Here is a 13547-nt window from a genome sequence, read left to right on the forward strand (position 1 = left end):
ATGATATTCCGGACGGCGCGCCCTCCCCGCGGCGCGACCGCGCCGATCAGCGGAAGTCGACCAGACCCGCGTGCGCGGCGGTGACCAGGATCTGCACACGGTCGCGCACGTGCCACTTCACCATGATCCGGCCCAGGTGCGCCTTCACGGTGCCCTCCGAGACGATGAGCGACTGCGCGATCTCGGCGTTGGACATGCCCTGGGCGAGCCGCTCGAGCACCTCGGCCTCGCGATCGGTGAGCGCCTCCAGCGCGGCGGCGGCGCCGGTCTCGGGTTCGGTCTCGCGCACGTGCTTGACCAGCAGCGACGCGATCCTGGGCGACAGCGAGCTCGCCCCGCGGTAGACCTCGCGCACGCCGCTGAGGATGCTCTCGGCGCTGGAGTCCTTGAGCAGGTAGCCCGAGGCGCCTGCGCTCAGCATGGGCAGGACCGTGTCGCTTCCGTCGAGCGTGGTGACGGCCAGGATGCGCACCTCGGGCCAGCGCTGCGTGATCGCGTCGGTGGCCTGGATGCCGTTCATCTCCGGCATCTGCACGTCCATCATCACGACGTCAGGGCGTTCGCGCTCGAGGAATGCGACGGCCTCCAGCCCGTTGCCGGCCTCTCCGATCACCTCGACGTCGTCGCCGCGGGAGACGAAGTGCGACAGCGCAGAGCGCACGAGGGGGTCGTCATCGACGATCAGGACGCGAATCTGCGGCATGCGATCAGCCTAACGGCGGCATTCGAAGCGGTTGTGAGGGGTACTGGAGCACCGGTCGAAGGTCTAGACCTTTGGCCAGGCAGGTCTGGCCCTAAGTCAGATGTGCTTCCCCTCCGTAACCGAGAAGATCTATGTGTACCTAGCCAAAAGAAAACATTTCGGAGGTGAATTCCATGTCCTTCTGGGCCCAGCTCGCTCGCCTTTTCGGTGCCACCGGCTGATCATACCGGGCAAATAGGAGATACTGAACCCATGCCTATGGGCCAATCTCCGCATGATGCCTCCGGCATTCTCCGCTTCAGTCGTGGTGAGCAACTGACCGCCATCGAACGCGTGGCCATGCTTGTCTTCCTGGCAGCGGTCACCGGCATGGATGTCATCGGTCTCATCACCACTCCGGGCGCAGACCTGATCGAGACTTCGATCAGCATCGCGTCAACCGTTGTATTCGTCTTCTACCTCTGGTGGCCGCCCATCGCCACCATCCTGCTCTGCGGCGTTTTCGCCGCATCCGCATTCGTCGGGCAGGACACTGCTGTCCTCTTCGCTGCCGCTGTGGCAGTGGGGATGGTCATGCGATTGGGATCCACGACACTGGTGCTCGCGTACCTGGGTGGATTCTTCGTCGCCACGGCTGTCGTCGCATACGGAGATCACACGATCCCTGTCAACGTCGGCATTTACCTCGTCGTCGCGGCCGTGGCGGGTGCCGTCGGCTACGCACTCCGACTCGCGTCCACCCGCGGGCGCACCCTCGAGCTGCGGCTCGCCGAGAGCGCGGAGCAGGAACGGCAGGCCGTGCTGGCCGAGCGCCGGTGGATCGCCGGCGAACTGCACGACAGCATCGCCCACCATCTCACCGTGGTGGCACTGCACGTCCAGATGCTGGACGACCCCGGCGTGAGCGCGCAGTCACAGGAGGCCATCCGCGTGGCCGCGCGCAAGGCCATGGCCGATCTGCGCTTCGTGATCGAGCTGGCCGACGACGGCCCGCGTGTCTCGTCGGTGCCGACCGGCGACCTGCTCGAGGCCATCGATGAGGCCCGATCCGAGATCGCCGCCGCGGGCCACGCCGTCTCGCTCGAGGGCGACCCCCTCGATGAGCGGATCCCCCGCATCGCCGACATCGTGTTCGCGCGCATCGTCCGCGAATCGGTGACGAACATCCTCAAGCACGCGGGGCCGGGGGAAGTCGCCGTTCGGCTGCGCATCGACGACGACCACGCGATCCTCACGATCCGCAGCCCTCTTCCGGAGACGCCGCGCCGGGATCTGCCTTCCAGCGGAACGGGTCTGAACCGGATGGCCGAGCGCGTGATCGGTGCCAGCGGCGAGTTCAGCGCGGGCCCTGTCGACGGAGCCTGGGAGGTCTCGGCGCGTCTGCCGATGGCCTGAGCACCCGACGAAAGTTCAGCCGGGCGCCGCCGTTGGTGCCTGTTCCGCGCTCGGCGGCGACGATATATTGGAAGTCCCCAGATAAGCGTTCCCCAGCGCTGCGATCGCGGGCGCGATCTGATCAGGCTTCTGTACCCTCGTGCTCGCGATCGTTCTGCGTCCGCAGCCAGTCGTCCAGTCGCGTCGGCAGGATCACGGCCTCAGGGCCCGGCAGCAGCGCCTCGGCGTCGAGCGTGCCGCCGAAGTAGCGCCCGTCGGGAGCCGCGCGCACGACGCGCTGATCGCCCCGAGCTCGCAGCACGCGTGTGACGAACCCGGCCAGCGGCATCCGCTCGGGCCCGGCGATCTCCGCATCGGCGTTCAGCGGTGCGGCCAGCGCCAGCTGCACGAGCACGTCCGCCACGTCGGCGCCCGCGGCCGGCTGCACCATCGCCTCCGGCAGGGTGACCGCGCCCTCGGCATCCGCCATCGTCGCGATCGCCGGAGCGAACTCGAAGAACTGCGTGGCGTGCACGAGGGTCCACGGCACCTCCGACTCCCGCACCAGGCGCTCGCCGTGCACCTTCGCGGCGTAGAAGGGCACGTCGTGCGGCCGCTCGGAGCCGACGATGGTCAGACCGAGATGGTGGCGGATGCCATGCTCCCGCTCCGCGTCGAGCAGGTTGGCGACGCCGGTGCTGAAGAACTCCCGCACGGATGCCGGATCGCCGGAGCGCGGCTTGGACGCGTCGATCACGACCTCGGCACCGGCCAGCGCCTCATCCAGTCCGGACCCCGTGACGAGGTCGACTCCGGTGCTGGGGGATGCGATCGCCACCGACCGTCCGCGTGCGCGCAGCCGGTTGACCGTCTTCGCTCCGATCTGCCCCGTGCCGCCGACCACGATGAACTCCGCCATGACTTCACGCTACGCCCGCCGGGCGCCACGGGCGCGGGTCGCGCGGACTGTCCTGTCAACCCCCTGCGCTCGGAAAGGGCCGGATGCGAGCATCGACGCATCGGCGAGAGGAGTCCGAAATGACCGATCCGGAGATCCACACCTGGTGGCCGCTGCTGTCAGCCGACGCGAAGCACGCGCTGGACGCGCTGGGCGGTGAGATCGTGCCCGACATCGTCCGCGCGGAGGTGGAGATCATCACCGGCACGCGCATGCTGCGCGAGGAACGACTCACCGTGCGCGACCGCGACTTCATCCGCACGCAGCGCGAGGCGGTCGACTGACCGTCAGAGCCGGTCGGCCGATCAGAACCGGTCGGCCGATCAGAACCGGTCGGCCGGTCAGCCGTTGCGCACCTCCCAGCCGCGCTCGTCGTCCTGCTCGCCCTCACGCTGCGCGGTGTAGTCCGGACGCTGCGGCTGCGGGGGCTGGTCGGACAGCTCGCCGCCCTCGCGCCCGCCGTACGGCCGGCCGTGGTCGGCGTACTCCTCGCGCATGAAGACCAGCGTCCAGCCGGCCACGGTGAACCGCGCCCCGGTGCGCAGCGTCTCGCTGCGTTCCTCGCCCTCAGTCCAGGCGTTCATCTCGCCCTCGCCGTGCATCGTGAGCACGTATTCGTCGCGGTCGTCGTGGACGACGGTCGCGTGCAGCGGGTCGGCCCCCGCCAGCACCAGCTCGCTGCCCGCCGCCGACCCGATCCGCGTCTCGTCGGCGGTGAGCGGGAAGACCTCCCGCACGTCCTCCTTCGAGACGAGCAGGTGCGGGGCCCCCGACCCCCACGCGGCGTGCGTGGTGATGGCATCCGCCGGTCGCCGGCTCATGTCCTTCTGCATGGCCTCCCTGTCGCCGTGCATGTCGATCTCCTCTCGTGTGCGCGATCCGGTGTGTCCGGTTGGCTCGTTTCGGCGTGACGTTCGCAGCGCGCTCAGCGCGTGATCTGCTCGACGGTCTCGCCGGTGTCCTTGGGGGCCAGGCTGCGCGCCACGTCGGCCTCGGCGACGATCCCGACGAGCACGCGGTCGTCGAGCACGGGGATGCGCCGCACCTGATGCTGCTGCATCAGCTCGAGCACCCGGCTGACATCCTCCTCGGCATCGACCAGCAGGGGTGTGCCCTCGGCGAGTGCGCCGGCGGTGGTCGTCTCGGCCGGCCGGCCGTTGGCGATCGCCTTCACCACGATGTCGCGGTCGGTCAGCATCCCCTTCAGCTTTCCGTTCTCGCCGCAGATCGGCAGTGAGCCGATGTCGAGATCGGCCATCAGCCGCGCGGCGGTCGCCAGCGAGTCGTTCTCGCCGATGCAGCGGGCACCCGCCGTCATGATGTCCTTCACCCGGACCTGTGTCGTGATTGCCATGATCTGGTCTCTCCCTCTCCCTGGTTCTCTGGTGCCCGACCATACGGACGGTCGGATCCGTCCGCGCAGGGGGTTGACAGTCCGCGGCGGCGTCGTCAAGGGGGTGGCCGGCCGATGATGCGTCGGCCACGATCCACTCAGGATCAGCGGTGAGGAGGACCAGGTGCAGGATGTGCGCAAGGGCAAGCAGGCGGGACGGGGGCCGACGATCGTGTTCTGGCTCTGGCTGACGGTGACGTTCGGCGGTCTCGCCGCCATGATGGCGATCGTGATCGGAGGGCGATGACCATGCGACGGCTACTGCGTGACAACGGCCTCGGGCTGTTCTTCCTGCTGCTGTTCCTGCTCACGCTCGCAGGCCAGTCGGTCGCGGGCTACTTCCGCCAGCTGGAGGAGCTGGCCGAGCACGGCCAGGCGGCGACGGGGTTCGTCGCCTTCGTGCTCTCGTCCGACTTCATCGTGGACGTGGCCGAGAACTGGCAGTCCGAGTTCCTGCAGTTCTTCCTGTTCATCGCCGCGACGGTGTGGCTCGTGCAGCGCGGGTCGCCGGAGTCGAAGAAGCCCGGCAGCGAGGGGCTCGAGAGCGATGCGGATCAGCTGGTCGGCGAGCACGCCCCTGACGACGCGCCCGCGTGGGCGAAGGCGTCGGGCTGGCGGCGTGCGGTGTACGGCAACTCGCTGCTGATCGTGATGGGCGCGGTGTTCGTGCTCTCGTGGACGGTCCAGTCGATGGCCGGCACGATCGTCGCGGGCGAGGAGGCCGCGATGCACGGCATGACCGCGCCGAGCTGGGGCGAGTATGTCGTCTCAGCCGATTTCTGGGATCGCACGCTGCAGAACTGGCAGTCGGAGTTCCTGGCAGTGGGAACGATGGTCGCGTTCTCGATCTACCTGCGTCAGCGCGGATCGGCGGAGTCCAAGCCGGTCGGCGCCCCGCACAACGTGTCCGCCGTCGAATCGGAGTGACGCCCGTCACCCGGCCGGGCGGGCGCGTCACCCGGCCGGGCCGGCGCGTCACTCGCTCGGCGTCATGTCCTCGGCGACCATCGTGATGCCTCCGCTGGAGTTCGCGGACTGCGCCATCGCGTTGATCCAGTCCCCGCGCAGCTCGGGCGGCTCGGGGGTCTCGAAGACGAAGCGCAGCGGGATGGAGGGGTGCAGCCAGATGGTGGAGCGTCCCGGGTCGTCTCCCTGGGGATGCCGCCACGAGAGCGTGAAGCTCTCGTTGCGCCGGAGCTTGGTCGCGATGACGACCTTGAGATGCGCGAGCGCACGGTCCTCGATCTCGATCGGCTCGGCCGCTCCGCCATAGTAGAGAAGTCCCATGTCGCTAACCTAGACCTCGTGCCTGGAATTCGTCATCGGATATCCAGCGGACCGGAGGTTGCCATGGGAAAGTTCATCTACGAGAACGGCGTCAAGGCGGAGATCGAGGACAGGGCGCTCACGCACCTGCAGCTCGTCATCACCGCCAAGCTGCGCCGTGGGGAGCCCTTCCCGTTCAGCTGGCGGGAGGACGTGAGTGTGGGGGGTGGACGCACCACGGTCTGGATGCATCCGGGCAGCTCACTCGTCTTCAAGTACTACGGCAGCCGGCAGCCAGGGATCAACCGAGGATGGACCGAGGCTCTCGCCTTCACCGCGAACTCCCCGGGTGGTCTGTATCTCGTGCCGGAGCCGCCGGATGCCGGTGACAGCAGCGCGCCCGAGGAGCCGACGACCGCTCACTCCGAGGACTGATCCACGTCGATCGGGTCGGGCTCGGTGGAGCGATCCCGGCGGGCCTGGCCGGATCGCCGCTCCTCGCCCTCCGGTCGGTCGTGCCCGTCGGGCTCCGCCGGTTCGGCGTGCTCGTCCTCCGGGCGCTCCTCGTCCTGCTGCCCCGGCTGAACGTGCTCGGGCAGCATGCCCTCGTCGATGCCGCTCATGGTGCGTCTCCTTCCGTTGCGCGCCTGCTGACACCACTGTGCGGGGCTTCGGGCGGACGTGGAACCCCCGTTGACATCGCCCTCGCGCGTGCCTAGGCGAAGCGGCCCGGGTGTCAACCCCCTGGAGTGCGCTCGCGCGCCGTGCGAGTGTCGGGGGACACGTACCGGAGAGGATCGACGATGAGTGACAGCACGAAGGACCCGCGCGAGGCGCACAGGGACGAGCCGATGCCGCCGCAGCAGCAGGATCAGCCCGGCAAGACCGAGCACACGGTGCCGGAGCCCGACCACGGCGAGGAGAGCTATGTCGGCCACGGCCGTCTGGACCGGCGCAGGGCCCTGATCACCGGCGGTGACTCCGGCATCGGCAAGGCGGTGGCGATCGCCTTCGCCCGCGAGGGCGCGGACGTGGCGATCGTGCACATGCCCGAGGAGCAGAAGGACGCAGACAGCGTCGTGGCGCTGATCGAGGACGCGGACCGCAAGGGGATCAGCATCCCCGGCGACCTTCGTGATGAGGAGTTCGCGACGGATGCCGTGCGCCGCACCCGCGAGGAGCTGGGCGGGCTCGACATCCTGGTGCTCAACGCGGGCTACCAGCACGACCTCGACGGCTTCGATCAGCTGCGCACCGAGGACATGCGCCGCGTGTTCGACACCAACCTGTGCGGCACGCTGTTCACGGCGCGCGCCGCGTACCCGGACCTCGAGGCGGGCGCGGCCATCATCGTGACCGCCTCCATCCAGGCGTACCACCCGTCACCGGGGCTGATCGACTACGCGATGACGAAGGCCGCTCAGGTCGCCTTCGTCAAGGCGCTCGCCGAGGAGGCCGGTGAGCGCGGCATCCGCGTCAACGCCGTCGCCCCCGGCCCGATCTGGACGCCGCTGATCCCGGCGACCGGGTGGAGCCAGGAGAGGATCGCCGGGTTCGGGAAGGACACTCCGCTGGGGCGTCCCGGTGAGCCCGCCGAGCTCGCCGGGGCGTACGTCTATCTCGCCTCCGACGAGTCGTCGTACACCTCCGGCTCGGTGCTGGCGGTCACCGGAGGGAAGCCGCTATGAGCACCGTGCTCAGCGACCCTCCGAGCGCCCCCGCCCCGCACGGCGACTGGGAGTTGACGCCGCTGGGCCGGGAGAGCTGGCGCATCTGCGACCGCGCACGGCGTCACGGCGACGCGGACTGCCTGATCGCCTATGTCGAGCGCGGCAGCACGGGCACACTCGATGTGCTGTGGCTGCGCCGGCCGTGCCCGCGCCGCACGCGCTTCGCGGACTTCGCTCAGCTGTTCGCCGCGCTCGACGCGGCCGTCAACGCCGCATCCGATCGCTCCAAGGCGCCGTCGCCCATTCCCCACCTGTCGCCGCGCTGAACGCGCGGCCGGTCATTGCTCCGGCGGGATCTCGACGTGCTCGTCGATCAGCGCGATGCCGCCGCTCGAGTTGGCCGAGTGCGCCAGCTCCTCGATCCAGGTGCGGCTCAGGGCAGGGCTCTCGGCCTCCTCGAAGACGAACCGGAGCGGGATGGAGGGATGCAGCCAGATGGTGCTGCGCCCCGGTGCGGCGCCGTCCGGATGGGTCCACGACAGTGTGAAGCTCTCGTTGCGTCGCAGCTTGGTGGCCACGACCACCTTCAGATGGGCGAGAGCGCGATCCTCGATGAGGATGGGCTCGGCGGCGTCCCCGTAGTACAGGCTTCCCATGCGGACCTCAGCTCAGAGCAGCGGCCGTGAGGCCGGATGAGGGGCGGGGGTGATGCACGATTCGCATGGCTTCTCCTGACGATGGGCGATGTTCTTCCCAAGGCGGGACATCTGGAATCTAACCCGCGCGGAGAGACCGTGAGGGCAGCGGCGCGGCGCAGGGTGCGAGACGCGAAACGACTGTTCGCCGGCGGTCATCGACCTTCGTCGAGACGGATCATTCCCGCCGCCGTGCCGTCGCCGCGGGCAGCACGCCGTACTGGTCGCGATAGGCGGCCGAGAAGCGCGACGGGTGCGCGAAACCCCACCGTCGGGCGATCGCGGCGATGGTGTCTTGAGTGCCGTCGAGCAGTTCGCGCCGGGCGCCCTCGAGGCGGGCACGGCGGAGCTGCTGAGCGGGCGTGGTGTCCAGCGAGCGCCGGAACGCGTACTGCAGACCGCGGGTCGAGATGTGCACGGCGGCCGCGATGTCGTCGACGGTGATCGGCAGGTGGGCGTTCTCGTCGATGTAGGCGAGGGCCTTCCGCACCAGACGCGGCGCGACCCGGGACTGCGGATCCTGCTCGAGCGCGGTGCGGAACGTGGTGGGGAACATCGTCAGCAGCAGCCACAGCGCCTGGCGCTGCACACCGGCGAGGATCAGCTCGTCGTCGGCGCTCTCGATCATCGCCGCCGCAATGAAGTCGATGCTGCGCGACCAGTGCTCGCGGGCCGCCTGGTGATCGGGCGCGCCGCCGAGCACGCGCAGCCGCAGCGTGTCGTCACCGCACATGCGCCGCGCGAGCTCCTCGGCGGTGCCCCGGTCGAAGATCAGGCCCGACACCTGTGCCTGATCCCACCGCGCCTCCATCCGCGCCCCGTCGGTGAGCCACGGCGCTCCGCACTTCATCGGGCTGCGACCCGACCAGACCTCGGCACCGGGGCCGGCGACGCTGCAGGCCAGCAGCTGGTTCTCCGGCTCGACCACGGAACGCACCTGTGCACGTAGCCCGTACCGCACCAGACTGAAACCCGCGCCCTCGGCCGAGAACCAGTCGAACCGGAAGTCATCCGGATCCACCTGCTGCAGCGCAGCCGATGGCACGAACTGCCTCCAGGTCTCCTCCACGCGTGACGCGTCATACGTCGAGAACTGCAGTACTGTCACGATCTCCACCTGGGATCAGTGGAGACGAAGTGCCTCCATGCGAAACCTACCCCAGTATTCCGGCAGTCGGGTGACGCCGGCGCGCGGCGGATGGCCGGGCGGCCGGGCGGCCGGGCGGCCGGGTGGCCGGGTGACCGGGTGACCGGTCGGGCGTAGCCTCGGAGTCATGACTGATCTGCGCGCGCTGCTCGGCATCCGGCATCCGATCGTGCTGGCGCCCTTCGGAGGACTGTCGTCGGTGGCGCTGACGGCGGCCGTCAGCGACGCCGGCGGCCTCGGCTCGTACGGCCTGTACGGCTACGACGGCGAGCGCATCCGTGCGACGGTCGCGGCGCTGCGCGCAGCGACGAGCGCCCCGTTCGCGCTGAACATCTGGCTGCCCATCGGCGACGAGGTGAAGCCGGGGCCCGAGCACGACGCGTACGCGACGGCACTGGAGACGCTCTTCGCCGAGGTCGGACTGGAGCCGCCCGCACGGCCTGAGCGCTACCTGCCCGCACTGGACGAGCAGCTCGCCGCGATCTGGGACGCGGCCCCTGCCGTGCTCAGCGTGGTGTTCGGAGTGCCGTCGCCCGCGCTGATCGAGCAGGCGCATCGCCGTGGCATCCGCGTGCTCGGCACCGCGACCACGACAGCCGAGGCGGTCGCACTGGCCGATGGCGGCGTGGATGCGATCGTCGCGACCGGTGCCGAGGCCGCCGGTCATCGCGTCTCGTTCCTCAAGCCCGCCGAGGAGTCGCTGGTGGGGCTGGTCTCGCTGCTGCCGCAGGTGGTGGATGCCGTGGACGTGCCCGTCATCGCGGCCGGAGGCATCGGCGACAGGCGCGGCGTCGCGGCGGCGTTCGCGCTGGGCGCGTCGGGCGTGCAGGCGGGCACGTCGTTCCTCGTCACGGCGGAGTCCGCCGCGAACGACGCCCATCGCGCGGCGATCCGGTCGACGGCCGCCGACGACTCGGTGCTGACCAGGGCCATGAGCGGGCGACTGTCGCGCGGCGTCTCCAACCGCGCGGTGCGCGAGATCGAGGCATCCGGCGCCATCGCCCCGTTCCCGGTGCAGAACTGGCTGACCGGGCGCTTCCGCGCGATCGCCGGCCGGCGCGGACTCGGCGAGCTGCAGTCCCTGTGGCTCGGGCAGTCGGCGCCGCTCGCGCGCTGGGACACGGCATCCGACGTCTTCGCCGAGCTCCTGGCGGGCGTTCCCGCCTGACGCGGCCGAGCGGTATCGCCGCTGTCAGAGGATCACGGCTGTCAGAGGATGACGGTGGAGCGGTCGTGCACGATCACGCGATCCTCGGCGTGCCACTTCACGGCCCGCGCCAGCACGTAGCGCTCGACGTCGGCGCCGCGGCGCTGCAGCTCCGCCGCCGACTCGGCGTGCGTGACGCGGGTGACGTCCTGCTCGATGATCGGGCCCTCGTCCAGGTCGGCCGTGGCGTAGTGCGCGGTCGCGCCGATCAGCTTGACGCCGCGCTCCTTCGCCCTGGCGTACGGGTTCGCGCCGATGAAGGCGGGCAGGAACGAGTGGTGGATGTTGATCACCGGCGCGCCGATGCGCTCGATGAAGTCGTCGCTGAGGATCTGCATGTAGCGCGCCAGCACCACGAGGTCGACCTCGCCCTGCAGCAGCTCCAGCTGGCGCTGCTCCATCTCGGCCTTGGCGTCCGGCCCGTCACCGCGGGGGATGTGCACGAACGGCACGCCGAACGAGCGCACGGACTCGGCCAGATCGGGGTGATTGGAGACGACCACGGTCACGTCGATGTCCAGCTCGCCGCGCTGCGTGCGCCACAGCAGCTCCAGCAGGCAGTGGTCGTACTTCGAGACGAAGATCGCCACGCGCTTGCGCTCGGCGGTGTCGTGCAGCGACCACTCCATGCCGAAGCGGCCGGCGACCTCCGCGAGGGACGCCTCCAGGTCCGGCCGCTTCCCCGCGAGATCGTCCAGGTGGATGACCGTGCGCTGGAAGAATCGCCCGCCCTGCTCGTCGGTGGAGTGCTGGTCGAGCGAGATGATGTTCGCTCCGTGCGACGCCAGTACCCCGGCGACGGCCGCGACGATGCCGGGCTGGTCGTCGCAGGCGATGAGAAGGCGCGCGGTGTCGGTGTGCGGCATGGATGCTCCTGGGCTGAGCCCTCTCACCCTGAGAGGCGTGCCTCGATTCTGCCTTCCCTGCGGGCGCCGGGGCGAATCCCCGCCGTCACACGCGCCGTCACACACGCCGGATGCTCCGGCGCGTGTGACGGCGTGTCCCGCCTCACGCCGGCGTGCGGTTCTCCGCGCTCACCATCCACGCGAGCTGCTCCAGGGTCTCCAGCACCACGTGCAGGATGTCGGCGCTGGTCGGGTCCTCCTCGTCGACGGCGTCGTGCACGTCGCGCACCGTGGCGACCGTGGCGTCGAGCCGCTCGGTGACCAGATCGATGGTCTCGGTGGTCAGCACCTCGCCGTCGGGGTAGGGCGGCAGCGACGTGGTCTTGGCCACGGTGGGGGTGCGACCGTCGGGGACTGCGTGCAGGGCCCGCATCCGCTCCGCCACCGTGTCGCCGAGCCGCCGTGCGGCCTCGACCACCTCATCGAGCTGCAGATGCGTGTCTCGGAAGTTGGTGCCCACGACGTTCCAATGCGCCTGCTTGCCCTGGATCTGCAGCTCCACCAGGTCGACCAGCACGCGCTGCAGACTCTGTCCGAGCCGCTCGGAGGCGTGGAAACCGCTCTCAGCGTTCTGGTCGCCGGTGAGCTCCGTCGTGTTCTTCTTCTTGCCGGCCTGCGCCGTGCTCTGCTTCTTCGTGGATGCCATCTTGTTCTCCCTCTCGACTCAGTGGTTGCGCAGCATCGAGATCAGCTCGGACTTGCGCTTGTCCGAATAGCCGGTGATGCCGAGCTCCTTCGCACGCGACTTGAGCTCGTCGACCGTGCGATCCTCGTAGTCCTCGGCCTCGCCGCCGCGCTCGCCGACCTCGCTGCGCCCGTCGCGGGCTGCCGCGTTGGAGATGCGGGCCGCCTTCTCCTTGGAGGCTCCGTCGTCTCGAAGCTCCTCGTAGAGATCCGGATCCTTCAGGCTGTTCGAACCGCGTCCACGGGGCATGATGCTCTCCTCACATGTCGATGGAGCCCTCAGCATGCCCGTCGGCGCTCGGCAGCCGAAGGGGGTTGACAGCGCTGCCGCCCGACGTGCGACCGGCTAGCCTGGGCGGGTGACCACGACCGCGGCGCTGCTGGCCCGTGCACGAGAGCGGCTGATCGGCGCTCCGCGCGAGGCGCTGGGCGTGGTGCGCACCTCGAGGTGGCGCGCGGACCGCATCGTGCGGGCGGGGGACGCCTGGCGGCTGGGCGTGCTGCTGCTCACCGACGACGCCGTGCTCGCGGCGGGCGAGGTGCTGCGCGCGGCGGAGGAGGTGCGCCGCGGGTACACCGCGGAGTCGTCGCGGGCGCGGGCGGAGCGTCGTGCGATGGCGCGGCGCGGGGGCTTCGCGGAGGGCGAGATCGTGCACGTCGGCTGGGTGACGCTGGACCCGGATGCCGTGGATGCCGGTGGCGCCTCCGGCCCGCTGGCGCTGCTGGACGGCCGGCCGGCGGTGCGCTGGTCACCGGCGGGCGGGCTCATGCCGCTGGCCGGGTACCTCGACGAGAAGGTCGCGCTGCTGCGTGAAGGGACCTGATCAGCTGCTGACGAGCGCCGGGAAGCGCGCCAGCAGGTCGGCGCCGTCGACGGATGCCGAGAGCACCATCCGCTCGGTCGCGGCGTACTCGCTCGGGTCGAAGTAGCCGGATGCCCGGTAAACCGCCATGCGGTCGGCGAAGTCCTGCGGCGACGCCTCCGGATGGAACTGCGTCGCGTACAGCCGCTCGCCGACCCGGTACGCCTGCACCGGGCAGTCGTCCTTGGTGGCCAGCAGCGTCGCGCCGGGCGGCGTCTCGGCTGCGGACTCCTTGTGCGCCGTGAACACCGACATCTCGGGGGCGTTCGGGCCGAACAGGGCATCCGTCTCGCCGGCGGCCGTCAGCCGGATGCGAGCCGCCTGCACGCGCTCCGGGTGATCCAGCACGACCCGTCCGCCCAGCATCCGCGTCACCACGCCGATCCCGTAGCACGTGAACAGCGCGGTGGTGCGGCCGTCCAAGGCGCGCGCGGCGATGCGCTCGAGGTCGCGCTCGACGATCAGCTGGGTGTCGCCCTTGTCGTCATCCGTGACGTTGAACGGGGACCCGCCGATCACGAAACCGTCGAACTGCTCCCACTCGACGGTCTCCAGAGACGCGTGCAGCAGATCGATCCGGTGCAGCCGCGGGAGGCCGAGGTCGCGCGCGAAGGAGCGGTGCTCGGCATCCGCCGCGCTGCGCTCCGGACGCACGCACACGTACAGCACCGAGGACATGCGG

At 70.0% G+C, this 13547-nt stretch carries 21 protein-coding genes; 9 read left to right on the forward strand and 12 right to left on the reverse strand.

Going from position 1 to position 13547, the window contains the following annotated elements; translation table 11 throughout:
- Positions 1-46 precede the first annotated feature (46 nt).
- A complete protein-coding gene (locus Q9R19_RS11680) occupies positions 47-703 on the reverse strand; it encodes a response regulator transcription factor (protein ID WP_311256579.1) in 657 nt (218 codons plus the stop codon).
- Positions 704-1042: 339 nt separating this feature from the next.
- Here Q9R19_RS11680 and Q9R19_RS11685 point away from each other — a divergent pair, with 339 nt between their 5' ends.
- Complete coding sequence (locus Q9R19_RS11685) at positions 1043-2098, forward strand: histidine kinase (RefSeq protein ID WP_311256844.1); 1056 nt, start codon at positions 1043-1045, stop codon at positions 2096-2098.
- A gap of 121 nt (positions 2099-2219) precedes the next feature.
- Here the strand turns inward: Q9R19_RS11685 and Q9R19_RS11690 are convergent, their stop codons facing one another.
- Positions 2220-2996, reverse strand: a complete 777-nt coding sequence (locus tag Q9R19_RS11690; RefSeq protein WP_311256580.1) for an NAD(P)H-binding protein — start codon at positions 2994-2996, stop codon at positions 2220-2222.
- A 119-nt stretch (positions 2997-3115) separates the two neighbouring features.
- On the opposite strand from Q9R19_RS11690, the gene Q9R19_RS11695 reads away from it, so the two are divergent.
- Entirely contained in the window at positions 3116-3319 is a 204-nt protein-coding gene (locus tag Q9R19_RS11695; RefSeq protein WP_311256581.1) for a hypothetical protein, read from the forward strand.
- Between the two features lie 57 nt (positions 3320-3376).
- On the opposite strand, the gene Q9R19_RS11700 is transcribed toward Q9R19_RS11695, so the two are convergent.
- A complete protein-coding gene (locus tag Q9R19_RS11700) occupies positions 3377-3889 on the reverse strand; it encodes a hypothetical protein (RefSeq protein ID WP_311256582.1) in 513 nt (170 codons plus the stop codon).
- 71 nt (positions 3890-3960) lie between these two features.
- Complete coding sequence (locus Q9R19_RS11705; RefSeq protein ID WP_311256583.1) at positions 3961-4389, reverse strand: CBS domain-containing protein; 429 nt, start codon at positions 4387-4389, stop codon at positions 3961-3963.
- 163 nt (positions 4390-4552) lie between these two features.
- Here Q9R19_RS11705 and Q9R19_RS11710 point away from each other — a divergent pair, with 163 nt between their 5' ends.
- Entirely contained in the window at positions 4553-4675 is a 123-nt protein-coding gene (locus Q9R19_RS11710) for a hypothetical protein (protein ID WP_311256584.1), read from the forward strand.
- Positions 4672-5355, forward strand: coding sequence for a DUF6766 family protein (locus Q9R19_RS11715; protein WP_311256585.1), 684 nt, complete (start codon positions 4672-4674; stop codon positions 5353-5355). The genes Q9R19_RS11710 and Q9R19_RS11715 overlap by 4 nt, the downstream gene beginning before the upstream one ends.
- Positions 5356-5403: 48 nt before the next feature.
- On the opposite strand, the gene Q9R19_RS11720 is transcribed toward Q9R19_RS11715, so the two are convergent.
- On the reverse strand, positions 5404-5715 hold the full coding sequence (locus Q9R19_RS11720) for a hypothetical protein (RefSeq protein WP_311256586.1): 312 nt from the start codon (positions 5713-5715) through the stop codon (positions 5404-5406).
- Between the two features lie 63 nt (positions 5716-5778).
- Between Q9R19_RS11720 and Q9R19_RS11725 the strand changes: the two genes are divergently transcribed.
- Complete coding sequence (locus Q9R19_RS11725) at positions 5779-6129, forward strand: ATP-dependent DNA ligase (protein WP_311256587.1); 351 nt, start codon at positions 5779-5781, stop codon at positions 6127-6129.
- On the opposite strand, the gene Q9R19_RS11730 is transcribed toward Q9R19_RS11725, so the two are convergent.
- Complete coding sequence (locus Q9R19_RS11730; RefSeq protein ID WP_311256588.1) at positions 6114-6317, reverse strand: hypothetical protein; 204 nt, start codon at positions 6315-6317, stop codon at positions 6114-6116. The genes Q9R19_RS11725 and Q9R19_RS11730 overlap by 16 nt on opposite strands.
- A gap of 180 nt (positions 6318-6497) precedes the next feature.
- Between Q9R19_RS11730 and Q9R19_RS11735 the strand changes: the two genes are divergently transcribed.
- Together Q9R19_RS11735 and Q9R19_RS11740 are read left to right on the forward strand one after the other, a co-directional pair.
- Complete coding sequence (locus tag Q9R19_RS11735) at positions 6498-7382, forward strand: SDR family oxidoreductase (RefSeq protein WP_311256589.1); 885 nt, start codon at positions 6498-6500, stop codon at positions 7380-7382.
- Positions 7379-7690, forward strand: a complete 312-nt coding sequence (locus tag Q9R19_RS11740) for a hypothetical protein (RefSeq protein ID WP_311256590.1) — start codon at positions 7379-7381, stop codon at positions 7688-7690. The genes Q9R19_RS11735 and Q9R19_RS11740 overlap by 4 nt, the downstream gene beginning before the upstream one ends.
- A gap of 12 nt (positions 7691-7702) precedes the next feature.
- Here the strand turns inward: Q9R19_RS11740 and Q9R19_RS11745 are convergent, their stop codons facing one another.
- Positions 7703-8020, reverse strand: a complete 318-nt coding sequence (locus Q9R19_RS11745; RefSeq protein ID WP_311256591.1) for a hypothetical protein — start codon at positions 8018-8020, stop codon at positions 7703-7705.
- A 217-nt stretch (positions 8021-8237) separates the two neighbouring features.
- Positions 8238-9167: an AraC family transcriptional regulator gene (locus Q9R19_RS11750; protein ID WP_311256592.1), complete on the reverse strand. Its 930-nt coding sequence runs from the start codon at positions 9165-9167 to the stop codon at positions 8238-8240.
- A gap of 166 nt (positions 9168-9333) precedes the next feature.
- Between Q9R19_RS11750 and Q9R19_RS11755 the strand changes: the two genes are divergently transcribed.
- Positions 9334-10374, forward strand: coding sequence for a nitronate monooxygenase (locus Q9R19_RS11755; RefSeq protein WP_311256593.1), 1041 nt, complete (start codon positions 9334-9336; stop codon positions 10372-10374).
- Between the two features lie 41 nt (positions 10375-10415).
- On the opposite strand, the gene purU is transcribed toward Q9R19_RS11755, so the two are convergent.
- The 3 genes from purU to Q9R19_RS11770 all read right to left on the reverse strand — a co-directional run bounded on the left by purU (position 10416) and on the right by Q9R19_RS11770 (position 12252).
- Complete coding sequence (gene purU, locus Q9R19_RS11760) at positions 10416-11279, reverse strand: formyltetrahydrofolate deformylase (protein ID WP_311256594.1); 864 nt, start codon at positions 11277-11279, stop codon at positions 10416-10418.
- A gap of 142 nt (positions 11280-11421) precedes the next feature.
- The gene (locus Q9R19_RS11765) at positions 11422-11964 is read right to left on the reverse strand and encodes a DNA starvation/stationary phase protection protein (RefSeq protein ID WP_311256595.1); all 543 of its coding nucleotides are present in this window, start codon (positions 11962-11964) and stop codon (positions 11422-11424) included.
- 18 nt (positions 11965-11982) lie between these two features.
- Entirely contained in the window at positions 11983-12252 is a 270-nt protein-coding gene (locus Q9R19_RS11770; RefSeq protein WP_311256596.1) for a Rho termination factor N-terminal domain-containing protein, read from the reverse strand.
- Positions 12253-12361: 109 nt separating this feature from the next.
- On the opposite strand from Q9R19_RS11770, the gene Q9R19_RS11775 reads away from it, so the two are divergent.
- Positions 12362-12826, forward strand: coding sequence for a glutaminase (locus tag Q9R19_RS11775; protein ID WP_311256597.1), 465 nt, complete (start codon positions 12362-12364; stop codon positions 12824-12826).
- Here the strand turns inward: Q9R19_RS11775 and Q9R19_RS11780 are convergent, their stop codons facing one another.
- The gene (locus Q9R19_RS11780) at positions 12827-13543 is read right to left on the reverse strand and encodes a glutamine amidotransferase-related protein (RefSeq protein ID WP_311256598.1); all 717 of its coding nucleotides are present in this window, start codon (positions 13541-13543) and stop codon (positions 12827-12829) included. It abuts the gene before it with no gap.
- Between the last annotated feature and the right edge of the window lie 4 nt (positions 13544-13547).

The sequence above is a fragment of the Microbacterium sp. ARD32 genome (assembly GCF_031844385.1).
Lineage (GTDB): Bacteria > Actinomycetota > Actinomycetes > Actinomycetales > Microbacteriaceae > Microbacterium.

What these genes read in the sequence shown, in the direction of transcription:
- Q9R19_RS11680 (WP_311256579.1), bottom strand. Translation starts at nt 703, where the DNA reads ATGCCGCAGATTCGCGTCCTGATCGTCGATGACGACCCCCTCGTGCGC.
- Q9R19_RS11685 (WP_311256844.1), top strand. Translation starts at nt 1,043, where the DNA reads ATGCTTGTCTTCCTGGCAGCGGTCACCGGCATGGATGTCATCGGTCTC.
- Q9R19_RS11690 (WP_311256580.1), bottom strand. Translation starts at nt 2,996, where the DNA reads ATGGCGGAGTTCATCGTGGTCGGCGGCACGGGGCAGATCGGAGCGAAG.
- Q9R19_RS11695 (WP_311256581.1), top strand. Translation starts at nt 3,116, where the DNA reads ATGACCGATCCGGAGATCCACACCTGGTGGCCGCTGCTGTCAGCCGAC.
- Q9R19_RS11700 (WP_311256582.1), bottom strand. Translation starts at nt 3,889, where the DNA reads ATGCACGGCGACAGGGAGGCCATGCAGAAGGACATGAGCCGGCGACCG.
- Q9R19_RS11705 (WP_311256583.1), bottom strand. Translation starts at nt 4,389, where the DNA reads ATGGCAATCACGACACAGGTCCGGGTGAAGGACATCATGACGGCGGGT.
- Q9R19_RS11715 (WP_311256585.1), top strand. Translation starts at nt 4,672, where the DNA reads ATGACCATGCGACGGCTACTGCGTGACAACGGCCTCGGGCTGTTCTTC.
- Q9R19_RS11720 (WP_311256586.1), bottom strand. Translation starts at nt 5,715, where the DNA reads ATGGGACTTCTCTACTATGGCGGAGCGGCCGAGCCGATCGAGATCGAG.
- Q9R19_RS11725 (WP_311256587.1), top strand. Translation starts at nt 5,779, where the DNA reads ATGGGAAAGTTCATCTACGAGAACGGCGTCAAGGCGGAGATCGAGGAC.
- Q9R19_RS11730 (WP_311256588.1), bottom strand. Translation starts at nt 6,317, where the DNA reads ATGAGCGGCATCGACGAGGGCATGCTGCCCGAGCACGTTCAGCCGGGG.
- Q9R19_RS11735 (WP_311256589.1), top strand. Translation starts at nt 6,498, where the DNA reads ATGAGTGACAGCACGAAGGACCCGCGCGAGGCGCACAGGGACGAGCCG.
- Q9R19_RS11740 (WP_311256590.1), top strand. Translation starts at nt 7,379, where the DNA reads ATGAGCACCGTGCTCAGCGACCCTCCGAGCGCCCCCGCCCCGCACGGC.
- Q9R19_RS11745 (WP_311256591.1), bottom strand. Translation starts at nt 8,020, where the DNA reads ATGGGAAGCCTGTACTACGGGGACGCCGCCGAGCCCATCCTCATCGAG.
- Q9R19_RS11755 (WP_311256593.1), top strand. Translation starts at nt 9,334, where the DNA reads ATGACTGATCTGCGCGCGCTGCTCGGCATCCGGCATCCGATCGTGCTG.
- purU (WP_311256594.1), bottom strand. Translation starts at nt 11,279, where the DNA reads ATGCCGCACACCGACACCGCGCGCCTTCTCATCGCCTGCGACGACCAG.
- Q9R19_RS11765 (WP_311256595.1), bottom strand. Translation starts at nt 11,964, where the DNA reads ATGGCATCCACGAAGAAGCAGAGCACGGCGCAGGCCGGCAAGAAGAAG.
- Q9R19_RS11770 (WP_311256596.1), bottom strand. Translation starts at nt 12,252, where the DNA reads ATGCCCCGTGGACGCGGTTCGAACAGCCTGAAGGATCCGGATCTCTAC.
- Q9R19_RS11780 (WP_311256598.1), bottom strand. Translation starts at nt 13,543, where the DNA reads ATGTCCTCGGTGCTGTACGTGTGCGTGCGTCCGGAGCGCAGCGCGGCG.